Source organism: Nonomuraea sp. NPDC001684, from assembly GCF_053596515.1.
In genome coordinates this window covers 1-13,418 of the sequence record NZ_JBSFGJ010000264.1, presented here as the reverse complement: position 1 = coordinate 13,418, position 13,418 = coordinate 1, and the positions used below count along the sequence as shown (strand labels likewise).

General features: G+C 72.6%; 10 protein-coding genes and 1 pseudogene. 10 read left to right on the top strand and 1 reads right to left on the bottom strand.

All coding sequences use genetic code 11. The features are described from left to right. The 10 genes and pseudogenes from ACWCSD_RS34105 to ACWCSD_RS34060 form a co-directional block, all read left to right on the top strand. Positions 1–293: pseudogene (locus ACWCSD_RS34105) on the top strand (pyridoxamine 5'-phosphate oxidase family protein); the annotation flags it as partial. A gap of 113 nt (positions 294–406) precedes the next feature. Then, complete coding sequence (locus ACWCSD_RS34100; protein ID WP_397157122.1) at positions 407–2,254, top strand: S9 family peptidase; 1,848 nt, start codon at positions 407–409, stop codon at positions 2,252–2,254. Continuing rightward, the gene (locus ACWCSD_RS34095; RefSeq protein WP_449921096.1) at positions 2,218–3,531 is read left to right on the top strand and encodes a serine hydrolase domain-containing protein; all 1,314 of its coding nucleotides are present in this window, start codon (positions 2,218–2,220) and stop codon (positions 3,529–3,531) included. Before ACWCSD_RS34100 ends, ACWCSD_RS34095 begins: the two co-directional genes overlap by 37 nt. Positions 3,532–3,540: 9 nt before the next feature. Then, positions 3,541–4,860 carry a serine hydrolase domain-containing protein gene (locus ACWCSD_RS34090; RefSeq protein WP_397157118.1) on the top strand — a complete coding sequence of 440 codons (1,320 nt, stop codon included), beginning with the start codon at positions 3,541–3,543 and terminating at the stop codon, positions 4,858–4,860. Beyond that, the gene (locus ACWCSD_RS34085) at positions 4,853–5,707 is read left to right on the top strand and encodes a serine hydrolase (protein WP_397157116.1); all 855 of its coding nucleotides are present in this window, start codon (positions 4,853–4,855) and stop codon (positions 5,705–5,707) included. The genes ACWCSD_RS34090 and ACWCSD_RS34085 overlap by 8 nt, the downstream gene beginning before the upstream one ends. 29 nt (positions 5,708–5,736) lie before the next feature. Further along, positions 5,737–7,320: a PucR family transcriptional regulator gene (locus ACWCSD_RS34080; RefSeq protein WP_358287157.1), complete on the top strand. Its 1,584-nt coding sequence runs from the start codon at positions 5,737–5,739 to the stop codon at positions 7,318–7,320. Between the two features lie 96 nt (positions 7,321–7,416). Further along, on the top strand, positions 7,417–8,994 hold the full coding sequence (locus tag ACWCSD_RS34075) for an ABC transporter substrate-binding protein (RefSeq protein ID WP_449921091.1): 1,578 nt from the start codon (positions 7,417–7,419) through the stop codon (positions 8,992–8,994). Beyond that, positions 8,995–9,924, top strand: a complete 930-nt coding sequence (locus ACWCSD_RS34070; protein ID WP_397157112.1) for an ABC transporter permease — start codon at positions 8,995–8,997, stop codon at positions 9,922–9,924. Then, complete coding sequence (locus tag ACWCSD_RS34065) at positions 9,924–11,723, top strand: dipeptide/oligopeptide/nickel ABC transporter permease/ATP-binding protein (RefSeq protein WP_449921088.1); 1,800 nt, start codon at positions 9,924–9,926, stop codon at positions 11,721–11,723. Before ACWCSD_RS34070 ends, ACWCSD_RS34065 begins: the two co-directional genes overlap by 1 nt. Then, positions 11,723–12,397, top strand: a complete 675-nt coding sequence (locus ACWCSD_RS34060) for an ABC transporter ATP-binding protein (RefSeq protein ID WP_352362680.1) — start codon at positions 11,723–11,725, stop codon at positions 12,395–12,397. Before ACWCSD_RS34065 ends, ACWCSD_RS34060 begins: the two co-directional genes overlap by 1 nt. Here the strand turns inward: ACWCSD_RS34060 and ACWCSD_RS34055 are convergent. Then, positions 12,343–13,167 carry a GNAT family N-acetyltransferase gene (locus ACWCSD_RS34055; RefSeq protein WP_397157108.1) on the bottom strand — a complete coding sequence of 275 codons (825 nt, stop codon included), beginning with the start codon at positions 13,165–13,167 and terminating at the stop codon, positions 12,343–12,345. The genes ACWCSD_RS34060 and ACWCSD_RS34055 overlap by 55 nt on opposite strands. Between the last annotated feature and the right edge of the window lie 251 nt (positions 13,168–13,418).

Below are 13,418 nucleotides of genomic sequence, written 5' to 3'. Positions count from 1 at the left end.
CGATCGACACCGAGGTGCACCCGCCCAAGATCCTGCTGATCCGCGGCCGCGCCGAACTGGACGTCGTGGACGGCATCCCGGAGGAGTTCCTCCAGATCAACGGCTCGTACGAGATGACGGCCGAGCAGCGGGTCGAGTGGGAGGCCGAGGTCCGCTCGCTCTACGACGGCATGGTCCGGATCATCGTCACCCCGACGTGGGTGAAGCTGATCGACTTCGAGACGACCCTGCCGAGCGCGGTCGAGGAGCTGATCAGGCAGCGGGCCGAGCGGGAGAGCGCCGCGACCCGGTAGAAGGCCCCGCACGAACCGGCGGCCCGGGCGCTTTGGCCCCGGGCACAAGGTCTCACACGCTATTCGTCGTCCACGATGAAGAGGACGGCGACGACCTGGCCTAGCGTTCGGTCATGCGCCGCCTCTCCCTCGACGACCTGTACGGCCTGGCCGTACCCGGTGATCCACAGCTGCGTCCGGACGGCTCCGCCGTCGCCTACACCCTGACGACCGCGGACCGCGAGTCCGACGCCAACGTGACCGAGATCTGGCTGGCCACCCCGGGCGCCGCCCCGCGCAGGCTGGCGACCGGCGCGGCCCCCCGCTGGTCGCCCGACGGCCGCACCCTCGCCTTCCTGCGCCCGGCCGGCGGGCCGCCGCAGATCCATCTGCTGCCCATGGACGGCGGCGAGCCGCGCGTCCTCACCTCGGCGCCGCTGGGCGCCGGCGTGCCCGTCTGGTCGCCCGACGGCACCCGCATCGCCTACGCCGGGCCGTCCGGCGAGGTGGACCCGAACGCGCCGATCGTCATCGACACGCTGGAGTACAAGGCCGACGGCGCCGGGCTGCTGTGCGGCCTGACCACGCACCTGTTCGTCGTCGACGTCGAGGACGGCGCCTCGGCCCAGGTGACCTCGGGCGACTTCCACGCCGGCGCGCCCGCCTGGGCCCCGGACGGCGACCTGCTGGCCTTCACCGCCGGCCTGGACCCCGACCGCGACCTGGACATCTGCGGCGGCCTCTACCTGGTCGAGCCCAAGCAGGACGGCGCGCTCGAACGCGCGGGCGGCGACGGCGTGATCTGCGCCGGCGTCTGGTGGCTGGGCGGCCGCTGGATCGTGGCCGGTTACCGTGGAGTGCCCGAGGGCCACACCCGCCTGTTCGCCCTGGAAGGGGATGACTTCGCCGAGATCGAGATCGGCCTCGACCGCAACGTGATGATCGGCGCGCCCGGCTACCCGGGGGCGACGCCCACGATGAACGGCGACGACCTGCTGTTCTGCGTCCGCGACCGCGGATTCACCCACCTGTACCGGCTGACGCCCGGCGGCGTCGCCGAGCGCATCGTGGACGAAGACCGGAACGTGGCCGGCGTCAGCGTCGCCGCCGGACGGGTGGCCTACGTCGCCGCCACGCCGCGCAGCTCCGGTGACGTCTACCTCGACGGCGAGGCCCTCACCGACCACGCCCCCGAGGGCGTCGAGCTGTTCCAGGCGCGCAGCCGCACCTTCACCGCCCCCGACGGCACGCCGGTCGAAGCGTTCGTGCTGCGCGACGAGACGCTGACCGAGCCGGGCCCGCTGCTGCTGGACATCCACGGCGGCCCGCACAACGCCTGGGCGCCCGTCTTCGACGGCGTGCACCTCTACCACCAGGCGCTCGCCGCCCAGGGCTGGACCGTGCTGCTGGTGAACCCCCGGGCCAGCGACGGGTACGGCGAGGCGTTCTACAACGCCGGGCTCGGCGCCTGGGGCATCTCGGACGAGGACGACTTCCTCACCCCGCTCGACGTCCTGGTCGAGGAGGGCGTCGCCGACCCCGCCCGGCTGGCGGTCACCGGCTACAGCTACGGCGGCTACATGACCTGCTGGCTCACCGGCAGGACCGGGCGGTTCGCCGCCGCCGTCCCCGGCGGGGTCGTGGTCGACCTGCGCAGCATGGCCGGCACCGCCGACCTCGGCTACTTCCTGGCCAAGCACGAGGTCAGGGACGAATTCGTCGAGCAGTCGCCGATCACCTACGCCGGCGACGTCGTCACCCCGACGCTGATCCTGCACGGCGGGTCGGACGACCGCTGCCCGATCGGCCAGGCCGAGCAGTGGTTCGAGGCGCTGCGCGAGCGCCGGGTGCCGGTCCGCCTGGTCCGGTATCCCGGTGGTTCACACCTGTTCATCCTCAACGGACGGCCTTCACACCGCTTCGACTACAACGAAAGGATCCTCGCGTGGCTGGATCAATGGGTCAGCGTCTCGCCGAACTGATCGAGAAGTACGAGGTCCCGGGCGCGGCGCTCGCCTACCTGCACAACGGGGAGCTGCACGAGTTCGCCGCGGGCGTGCTCAACGTCGACACCGGCGTGGAGGCGACCCCCGACTCCCTGTTCCAGATCGGCTCGGTCTCCAAGGTCTGGACCGCGACCCTGCTCATGCAGCAGGTCGAGCGCGGCCGGCTGACCCTGGACACCCCGGTCGCCGAGCTGCTGCCCGGCTTCCGGGTCGCCGACGCCGAGGTGACCAAGACCGTCACGGTCCGGCACCTGCTGTCGCACACCAGCGGCATCGACGGCGACCTGTTCCTCGACACCGGCCGCGGCGACGACTGCATCGAGAAGTACGTCGAGGCCTGCGCCGACCTGGCGCAGAACCACCCGCTCGGCGCCACCCAGTCCTACTGCAACTCCGGCTTCGTCATCGCCGGGCGCATCCTGGAGGTGCTGGAGGGCAAGACCTGGGACGAGGTGCTGCGCGAGAAGATCTGCGAGCCGCTCGGCCTGACCCACACCTGGACGCTGCCGGAGGACGTGCTGCGCTTCCGCGCCGCGCACGGCCACGTCGAGGACGGCAAGGCGGCCCCGGTGTGGGGCCTCATGCGCTCGTGCGGCCCGGCCGGCCTCATCTGCGCCCGTCCGCGTGACGTGGTCGCCTTCGGCCGCGCCCACCTGGAGGGCGGCGTGCTGGACGACCCGCGGGCGATGTGGGAGCCGCAGGTCGACATCCCCAACCCGCACACCCTGGGCAGGCAGTGGGGCATCGGCTGGATCCTCGACGAGTGGTCCGGCCACCGCGTCATCTCGCACGGCGGCAACACCATCGGCCAGCACGCCATGCTCTGGGTCGTGCCCGACACCGGCACCGTCGTGTGCGTGACCACCAACGGCGGCCACAGCGGCGCCCTCACCCACGCCGTGGCCACCGAGCTGTTCGCCGAGCTCGACGGCCTGGCCGTGCCGCCGGTGCTCGGCCCGCCGGAGACCCCCGTGCAGGTGGACGTCGAGCGGTACGCCGGCGTCTACGAGCGGGTCGGCGCGCGCATGACCGCCAGCGTGCACGACGGCGCGCTCAGGTTGCGCGTCGAGGCGACGGGCGCGCTCGCCGCCCTGCAGGAGCCGTTCGACCTCGACCTCGTCGCCGTCGACGACGTCACCTTCGTCGGCCGCCGCGAGGGCGACCCCGACTGGGTCTCGGGCGTGTTCTACCAGCTCGACGACGGCTCGCCCTACTTCCACCTCGGCGTCCGCGCCACCCCCAAGATCGCCTGAGGAGACCGCATGGACCTGCAGAAACGCCTCGACGAAGCGGCCGCGGCGCACGACGTGCCGGGCGCGGCCATCGCCGTGTGGACCGGCGGCCAGTTGCATGAGGCGGCCACGGGCGTGGTCAACCGCAACACCGGCGTCGAGACCACCACCGACAGCGTCTTCCAGGTCGGCTCGACCACCAAGGTGTGGACGGCCGCCCTGATCATGCAGCTGGCCGAGGAGGGCCTGCTCGACCTGGACGAGGAGGTCGGGCACTACCTGCCCGAGTTCGCCCTGTCCTACGACGCCGTGATCACCGTCAGGCAGCTCCTGACGCACACCGGCGGCTTCGACGGCGACCTGTTCGAGGACACCGGGCGCGGCGACGACAGCCTCGAGAAGTTCGTGGCCTACCTGCACGGCGCGGGCAAGGTGCACGAGCCGGGCGAGCTGTTCTCGTACTGCAACGCCGGCTACTGCGTGCTCGGCGCCATCGTGGCCAGGCTGCGCGGCACGACCTGGGAACAGGCCATGCGGGACCACCTGCTGAAGCCGCTCGGCGCCACCCACGCGGCCCTGCTGGCCGAGGAGGCCGTGCTGTTCCGCGCGTCGGCCGGGCACATCGGGCCGGGCAACGACGTCTGCCCCCAGTGGCAGATGCCCCGCTCCAACGCGCCCGCCGGGGCCACCATGTGCCTGGCCCCGCGCGAGCTGGTGCGGTTCGGCCGCATGTTCGCCGCGGACGGCCTGGCCGAGGACGGCACCCGGGTGCTGTCGGCGGAGAGCGTCGCCGCGATGCGCACCCCGCAGGTCGCGGTGCCGGGCGTGCCCGGCCTGATGGCCGCCAACTGGGGGCTCGGCTTCGAGCTGTTCACCTGGGGCGCCTACGGCCACGACGGCGGCACCCCGGGCCAGAGCACGTTCTGGCGGGTGGCCGACGACGGCTCGTACGCGATCGCGATGAGCCTGAACGGCGGCAACTTCATCGGCGTCATGAACGACCTGCTGCTGCCGCTGCTCAGGGAGGGCGGGCTGGCGGTGCCCGACCTGCCCGCCCCGCCGGAGCAGCCGCGCGCCGTGGACCCCGCGCCGTACACCGGCCGGTACGAGGGGCCGCAGCTGGCCTACGAGGTCTCGGCGGCGGGCGGCGGCGTCGAGGTCACCCTGATCCCCGGCGCGTTCATGGCCAGCATGGGCCAGCAGGGCACCACCGCCAGGTACGTCCACCTCGCCGAGGACACCTTCATCGCCGAGCAGCCCGAGGAGGGCAGGCACGACACCGTCACGTTCGTCGTCCGGGACGGGGTCGCCACGCACCTGCACAACGGCCGGGCGGTCCCGCGTGTTTGAGCGGGACGCGCAGAGGGTCTTCGCGGCGGCGGGCGTGCGCGGCTTCGTGCACGCCCGCGACGTGGACGGCGCGGCCGAGATCGGCCTCGACCCGGACGCCCCGGTCGTCCTGGCCTCGGTGTTCAAGCTGCCGATCCTGCTGGAGTACGCCAGGCAGGCCGCGGCGGGCGAGGTGGACCGCACCGAACGGCTCACCGTCACCGCGGCGGACAAGGACGGCGGCATCGGCACCTCGGGCTGCGCCGACGACGTGTCGCTGACGCTGCGCGACCTGGCCCACTTCATGATGTCGATGAGCGACAACGCGGCCACCGACGTGCTGCTGCGCCGGGTGGGCCTCGACCGCGTCAACGCCACGCTGGAGGGCCTCGGGCTCAGGCGCACCCGTCTGATCGGCGGCTGCGCGACGCTGTTCGAGTCCGTGGTCGAGGAGCTGGGCACCATCGACGTGGCCGGCATCCCCGAGGAGCGCATCAGGGCGCTGGCCGTACGCGATCCGGAACGGACCACCGCGGGCACGCCCCGCGAGATCACCACCCTGCTCGGTTCGGTCTGGCGCGACGAGGCGGGCACCGCCGAGGCGTGCGCGGAGGTGCGCGACATCATGAGCAGGCAGATCTGGCCGCACCGCCTCTCCTCGGGCTTCCCGGACGAGGTGCGGGTGTCGGCCAAGACCGGCACCCTGTGGGGCGTGCGCAACGAGGCGGGCGTCGTGGAGTACCCCGACGGCGGCCGGTACGCCGTCGCGGTGTTCCTGCACGGCGACAACCTGGCCTTCCGCATCCCGGCCGCGGACGCCGCCATCGGCCAGGCCGCCCGTCTCGCCGTCGAGCACCTGCGCGGCTGATGACGGTCTACGTCGACTATCGTGAGCGGATGAACAGCCGTCCGCGTGCCAGCCTTGAGCGGATCCTGTTCGATCTCGGCAGCACGGTCCTCGACGTGGCCGCCTCGCCCGGTGATCTCGACACCGAGGTCACCGGGGTGCACATCTACGACCCGCTCGACGAGCTGTACGTGCCGCCGGGCGGGCTGCTGCTGGCCGTCGGCGTGCAGGGCGCCACCGCCATCTGCGGCCTGCTCGACGCCGCCCGCGAGGCCAGCGGCATCGTCGTCAAGCTGCCGGTCGACGTCGACGAGCAGGTGCGCAGCAAGGTCCTGGAGACCGGCGTCGCCGTGCTCGGGCTGACCAGGGCCGCGTCCTGGTCGCAGGTCGCCGCGCTGCTGCGCTCGCTGCTGGCCGAGGGCGACCTGGCCATGCCGGAGAAGGGGCCGCAGGGCGATCTGTTCGCGCTGGCCAACGCCGTCTGCGCGTTGCTCGACGCGCCCGTCACCATCGAGGACCGGTCGACCCGCGTCCTGGCCTTCTCCGGCAGGCAGGACGAAGCCGACCCCGGCCGGGTCGAGACCGTGCTCGGCCGCCAGGTGCCCGAGCGTTTCCAGCGCATGCTCGACGAGCGCGGCTTCTTCAAGAAGCTCTACCAGAGCCGCGACCCGATCTACATCGAGCTCGACGGCGACAGCATCAACCGGGCGGCCGTGGCCGTCCGGATCGGCGACGAGATCCTCGGCTCCATCTGGGTCGCCGTGCGCGAGCCGCTCACCCCGCAGCGCGAACGCGCCCTGGCAGACGCGGCCAAGATCGTCGCGCTGCAGCTGCTGCGCGAGCGCGCCGGCGCCGACACCCAGCGGCGGCTGCGCGCCGACCTGCTGTCCACGGTCCTGGCCGGCGGTTCCGACGCGGCCGACGCCGCGGGCCGGCTCGGCATCGCCACCGAGCGCCTGTGCGTGCTCGCCGCCCAGCTCGCCGACGGCGACGCGGCCGACCCGGCGCGCGGCGAGAGCGACCGGCAACGTTTCTGCGACGCCCTGGCGCTGCACGTCGGCGCCATCCATCCCAAGGCGGCCGCCGCGATGATCGGCTCGGTCGCCTACGCCGTCCTGCCGCTGAGCTCGGGCGGCGACGAGGAGACGCGGGCCGTTCGCGTCGCCGAGTCCTTCCTGGCCAGGGTCGGCCCGCGGCACGCGGCCAACATCGGGGTCGGCCGGCTGGCCGCCAACCTCTCCCAGGTCGCGCGGGCCCGCGCCGACGCCGACCGGGCGCTGCGCGTGCTGCGCGCCCGCGGCCTGGCCGGCCAGGTCGCCGGTTACACGGCCGTGCACTTCGAGTCGCTGCTGCTCCAGGTCTCCGACGTGGTCGCCGCCGAGGAGCAGGTGCCCACCGGCCCGTACGAGCGGCTGCTGGCGCACGACGCCGAGCACGGCAGCGAGCTGGTGGCCACCCTGCGGGCGTATCTCGACGCGTTCGGCGACGTCAACGCCGCCTGCGCGCAGGTCCACGTGCACGCCAACACCTTCCGCTACCGGCTCAAGCGGCTCACCGAGATCAGCGGGCTCGACCTGTCCGACCCCGACGCGCGACTCACCGTGATGCTGCAGATGCGGATCTTCGGACGCTAGCACGAGGTCGTCCGCGCTTTTTGTGAAGGGCGACGAAGAAGGTCGGGCCGCGAGGGACGAAGGTGGGTCACCACCCCACGCTCTCCTGGAGTCGCCATGAAGAAGACAGCGGTGCTCACCGCGTTGGCCCTGCTAGCGGCCGCGTGCGGCAGCGGCGGAGGTACGGCGGGCAGTACGGGCAAGCCTGTCACGAGCGGCACGTTCACCGCCGCCGTCACCGCCGACCCCGGGGTGCTCGACCCCGCCATGGGCGTGCTCTCGGTCACCAACAAGGTCCTGTCGGTGGCCTACGACACCCTGGTCTCCACCTCGGCGGACGGCAAGACGGTCCCCGGCCTGGCCGAGAAGTGGGACGTCAAGCCCGACCGCGTGACCTTCACCCTGCGCAAGGACGTCACCTGCTCCGACGGCTCCAAGCTCACCCCGTCCGACGTCGCCGAGAACGTCAACCACATCGCCGACCCCGCCACCAAGTCGCCCATCTACGGCGTGCTCGTACCGGCCGGGATGAAGGCCGAGGCCGACGAGGCCGCCGGCACCGTGACCCTGTCGACGCCCGAGCCGTTCAGCTTCATCCTGGAGAGCTCACGGTTGCTGTTCATCGTCTGCGGCAAGGCCGTCAAGGACCGTTCGCTCCTCGCGCGCGGCACCTCCGGGACCGGCCCGTACCAGCTCACCGAGGCCGTGCCCGGCGACCACTACACCTTCAAGGCGCGCCGGGAGTACACCTGGGGCCCCGAGGGGGGCACCGCCAAGGACATCCCCGAGACGCTCGTGCTCAAGGTGGTGCCGAACGAGCAGACGGCGGCCAACCTGCTGATCGCCGGCTCGCTCAACGCCGCCACCTTCTTCGGCCCGGATCGCACCCGCCTGGAGGCCAACCCCGCCCTCGGCAAGATCATCGAGTCGGAGGGCAACGGCCAGTACTTCTTCCACCAGGGCGAGGACAGGCCCGGCCACGATCCCGCCGTCCGCAAGGCGCTGACCCAGGCACTCGACATGAAGGAGCTGGGCGGCATCGCCTCGGGCGGCACCGGCAAGCCGGCCACCGGGCTCGTGGCGCAGCCCCGCCCGTGCCAGGGCGACACCGTCACCGGTCACGTGCCGGCCTTCGACACGGCGGCCGCCACCGCCGCCCTGGACGCGGCCGGCTGGAAGGCCGGGGCCGACGGCATCAGGGAGAAGGACGGCAAGAAACTCTCCCTGCGCCTCATGTACGGCACCACCAGGGGCCCCGGCATCGTGGCCGCCGCCGAGTACATGGCGGCGGCGTGGAAGAAGATCGGCGTCGACGTGAAGCTCAACGGCGTCATCGACACCAAGCTGTCGGAGTCGCTCAACGCCACCCAGGACTGGGACGCCGTCTGGCTGCCTATCGGCGTCACCCTGCCCTCGCAGCTGGTCGGCTTCCTGTCCGGTCCCGCCGCCCCGAAGGGCGCCAACTTCGCCCACCTGAAGAACGCCGAGTACGAGCGGCTGGTCGCCGAGGCCGCCAAGCTGACCGGCGCCGAGGGCTGCGCCAAGTGGGAGAAGTCGGAATCGGCCCTGTTCGACGCCGCCGACCTGGTGCCCGTGGTGGAGATGAACTCGCTGACCGCCACCAAGGGCGCCACCTTCCGGACCGTGGCCGGCCTGTTCCTGCCCTCGACGATCCGCCTCACCCAGGGAGGCTGAGTGACTGTACGGCGCCTCGTGCGCTTCGTCGTGTCGCTGGCGGTGCTGCTCGTGGCGTCGTTCGCGATGATCCATCTCATCCCCGGCGACCCGGTGCGGGCCTCGCTCGGCCCGGCCGCGCCGGTCGAGCTGGTCAACGCCCGCAAGCAGTTGCTCGGGCTGGACAAGTCGCTGCCCGAGCAGTTCGCCGCCTACGTCGGGCACATCCTCACCGGCGACTTCGGCACCTCTTTCCTGACGGGCGAGCCGGTCGGCGAGGTCATCGCCGCCCGGCTGCCCAACACGCTGGGCCTGGCGCTGCTGGCCACCGTGGTGGCGCTGCTGCTGGCCGTGCCGCTCGGCATGTGGGCGGCCATCCGCACGGAGAACGGCAGGAACCGGGGCACCGAGATCACCTTCAGCTCGGTCACCGGCACCGCCGTAGCCGTCCCGGAGTTCCTGTACTCCATCGCGCTGGTGGCGGTCCTGTCGATCGGGCTCGGCCTGTTCCCGCCGGCCGGCAAGGAGGGGGCGATGTCGTACGTCCTGCCGGTGGCCGCCCTGGCGATCGGCCCGGTCGCGATGATCGCCCGCATCTCCCGGGTGGAGACCCTGCGCGAGCTCGGCACCGACTACGTGCGGCTGGCCCGGTCGAAACGGTTGCCCGCCGCCCGCCTGCACCTGCGGCACGTGCTGCCCAACACGCTGACCGCGACGCTCACCGTGGGCGGGCTGCTGCTCACCTCGCTGATCGCCGGCAGCGTGCTGGTGGAGTACGTCTTCGCCTGGCCGGGGCTCGGCCTGAAGATCGTCGAGTCGATCACGCAGAAGGACTATCCCGTCGCCCAGGGCGTCATCCTCGTCTACGGCGCGATCGTGCTCGTCGTGAACCTCGCCGTCGATCTGATCCTGGGCGCGCTCGACCCCACCTCCAAGATCAAGGAAAACTGATGCGTTTGCGCACCCCGGCCGCCGTCGCCGGAGCCGTGCTGGTCACGCTCATGGTGGTCCTGGCCGTCGTCGGCCCGCCGATCTGGGGCGCGGCGGCGGAGAAGATCGACGCGGGCGCCATCCTGCAGGGCTCCTCGGCCGCCCATCCGCTCGGCACCGACAACCTGGGCCGCGACCTGCTGGCCAGGGTCCTGGTCGCGGGCCGGTTCTCCCTCCTGCTCGCGCTGGCGGCCACGCTCTTCGGCGCGGCCGTCGGCACCGTGCTCGGCGCGCTGCCCTCGGTGCTGCCGCCGCGCGGCGCCCGCTTCGTCACCGGCGCCGTCAACGCCCTCGTCGCCTTCCCCGGCCTGCTGCTGGCCATGTTCACCGCGGTGGTCGCCGGGCTCGGGGCCAAGGGCGCGGTGCTCGGCATCGGCGTGGCCATCGCCCCGAGCTTCGCCCGGCTCACCCAGACGCTGGCCGCGACCATCGCGGGCGCCGACTACGTCGCGGCCGCCCGGATGCTCGGCGTGCCGCGCATGCGCGTCCTGACCAGGCACGTGCTGCCCAACATCGCCGAGCCGCTCATCCTCAACCTCACCCAGGCGCTCGGCGGCGCGCTGCTGGGCCTGGCCGGGATGTCGTTCCTGGGCCTCGGCGTGCAGCCGCCCGCCTTCGACTGGGGGCGGCTGCTGTTCGACGGGTTCGGCCGCATCTACGTCACGCCCGAGGTGGCGCTGGGGCCCGCCCTGGCGGTCGCGCTGGCCGGCATCGGCTTCAACCTGCTGGGGGACGCGCTGGCCAAGGCCGCCGCCCGCACCGCCGTGCACACGCGCGAGGCCAGGCCCGCCGCGCCGCCCGCCCCCGGCGAGCCGGACCCCGAGGCGGTGCTGGAGGTCAAGGACCTGACGGTGACCTTCCCCGGCGGCGTCACGCCGGTGCGCGGGGTGTCGCTGACCGTCGCGCCCGGGCAGATCGCCGGGCTGGTCGGGGAGTCGGGCAGCGGCAAGAGCCTCACCGCCGCCGCGATCGGCGGGCTGGTGCCGTACCCGGGCGTGGTGACGGCGGGCAGGCTGGCGCTGGACGGCCAGGAGATCTCCGAGATGTCGCCCAAGGAACTCGGAACCGCGCTCGCCATGGTCTTCCAGGACCCGATGGCCTCGCTCAACCCCGCGCTGAAGGTCGGCGGCCAGCTGGCCGAGGTCGCGATCGTGCACCAGGGCGCCGGCAAGGCCGAGGCCCACCGGCGCGCCGTCGACCGGCTCGGCCACGTGCACCTGCCCGCGCCCGAACGGGTGGCCCGCCGCCACCCGCACGAGCTGTCCGGCGGCATGCGGCAGCGCGCCGTCATCGCCATGGGCCTCATGGGCACCCCCAGGCTGCTCATCGCCGACGAGCCCACCACCGCGCTCGACGTGACGGTGCAGCGGCAGATACTCAAGCTGCTGCGCGAGGTCACCGACGAGACCGGCGCGGCGGCGTTGTTCATCTCCCACGACATCGCCGTCGTCGGCGAGCTGTGCGACGTGGTCGTCGTCATGTACGCCGGCCGCGTCGTCGAGCAGCTCCCGGTCGAACTGCTGGCCACCGGCGCCGCGCACCCCTACACGCGGGCGCTCATCGACTCGCTGCCCGACATGGACACCGACAGGTCGCTGCCGCTGGCCAGCATCCCCGGCCGTCAGCCCGCCCCTTCCGACGTGGGCGACGGCTGCGCCTTCGCCGCCCGCTGCGAGCTCGCCACGGCCCGCTGCGCCGGCGAGCGTCCCCCTTTGACGTCGTACGGCAAGGCGCACCAGGTCGCCTGCTGGGAGGTCTGATGATCATCGAGAACCTGACGGTGCGGTTCGGCTCGTTCACCGCCGTCGACGACATCACCCTGGAGGTGCCGAGCGGGTCCATCGTCGGGCTGGTCGGCGAGTCGGGGTCGGGCAAGTCGTCGGTGGCCAGGGCGGTGAGCGGCCTGGTGCCGCACACCGGCACCATCACCGGCGCCAGCCGCGTCCAGATGGTCTTCCAGGACCCCTACGCCTCGCTCGACCCCCGGATGAAGGTCGGGGCGTCCATCGCCGAGGGCTGCGGCAAGGGCTCGGTCGAGAGGCTGCTGTCGCTGGTCTCCCTGCCGCCCGAGGTGGCCACGCGCTACCCGCGCGAGCTGTCAGGCGGCATGCGTCAGCGCGTGGCCATCGCCAGGGCGCTGGGCGCCGAGCCCGACCTGCTGGTCGCCGACGAGATCACCAGTGCCCTGGACGTGTCCGTCCAGGGCTCGGTGCTGAACCTGGTGCGCAGGCTCCGCGACGAGCTGGGCCTGTCGATGTTGTTCATCTCGCACAACCTGGCCGTGGTGCGCTACGTCTCCGACGTGGTCGCGGTGCTGCACCAGGGGCGCATCGTGGAGCTGGGGCCGACCGAGGAAGTGGTCGGCGCCCCCGCCCACGACTACACCCGGTCGCTGCTGGAGGCCGTGCCCAGGCTGGGCCGCTCCACCACGTAGAACGCCTTGTCGTGGAAGGCGGTCACCACGCCGCCTTCCACGAGCAGGCCGCCCAGGACCTCGCGGACGGCCAGCCGCCACGCCTTGGCGGCGCCAGGGTCCGTGACGCGCAGCGCCTCGATGTCCTCCGGCAGCGCCACGAGCAGGGTGGTGGCGTCGCTGTCGCGCGTCACCGGCCGTCCGTCCTCGTCGGCCAGCACGATCGCGGCGTCCGCCGGGAGGGGCCGCCGGCCGGGCTCGCCCCGTACGAGGGCCGCCACGTGCGGCGCCGACAACGACCAGGAGGCCAGCACGCGGTCGGAGTCGCTGCCCTGGTTGATGGCGTCGGTCATGACGCCGTAGAAGCTCGGCAGGTACTCCTCGGGACGGGCGCCCAGCTTGGCCAGGTTGAAGTGGGCGTTCCTGCGCACCAGCGGATCGTAGGTCCAGGTGATGCGGTCGATGCCGCGCTCCAGGGCCCAGCTGCGCTGGTGCAGCTTCAGCTCGAAGCCGATGCCGTGGCCGCCGGCCGCGCCGGTGATGTGGGAGTGCAACGTGTTGCCCGCCCCGAAGAAGCCGACGGAGGCGCCCACCAGGCGGCCCGCGTCGTCGTACGCGCCGGCCACGTAGTTGCCCGCGTGCGACATCGCCCGCATCAGCTCGACCGTGATCGGCCGGCTGTCCGGGTCGAAGTGCCAGATCCCGTCGAACAGCTCACTGACCTGCTCGAACTCCGCGATCCCATGGAGTTCCCTGATCGCGATCAACGTGCCGGCCCTCCGAATGCTCAAGTGTCACGGTGACGCTACGGCACTGTGCGGCGGGACCGAATCGTGCGGGACACCAAAGAGCACCCCGGGCTTCGTGGGATCAGACAGCGGCCGGACGCCTTCAGTGGGCGGTCCAGCCTCCGTCGACCGGCAGCACGGCGCCGGTGAGGTAGGAGTGCCGGCCGGCTGAGGTCAGTTCGGCTCGGGCCGGCGCCAGGTCTCGAACGGCGCGGGGGAGCTCATGCGCTCCTTGAACTCGCGCGCCCTGGTCA

Bases quoted from the DNA above. Each gene is read 5' to 3' on its own strand.
- ACWCSD_RS34075 (WP_449921091.1), top strand. From the start codon at position 7,417: ATGAAGAAGACAGCGGTGCTCACCGCGTTGGCCCTGCTAGCGGCCGCG.
- ACWCSD_RS34100 (WP_397157122.1), top strand. From the start codon at position 407: ATGCGCCGCCTCTCCCTCGACGACCTGTACGGCCTGGCCGTACCCGGT.
- ACWCSD_RS34065 (WP_449921088.1), top strand. From the start codon at position 9,924: ATGCGTTTGCGCACCCCGGCCGCCGTCGCCGGAGCCGTGCTGGTCACG.
- ACWCSD_RS34090 (WP_397157118.1), top strand. From the start codon at position 3,541: ATGGACCTGCAGAAACGCCTCGACGAAGCGGCCGCGGCGCACGACGTG.
- ACWCSD_RS34080 (WP_358287157.1), top strand. From the start codon at position 5,737: ATGAACAGCCGTCCGCGTGCCAGCCTTGAGCGGATCCTGTTCGATCTC.
- ACWCSD_RS34060 (WP_352362680.1), top strand. From the start codon at position 11,723: ATGATCATCGAGAACCTGACGGTGCGGTTCGGCTCGTTCACCGCCGTC.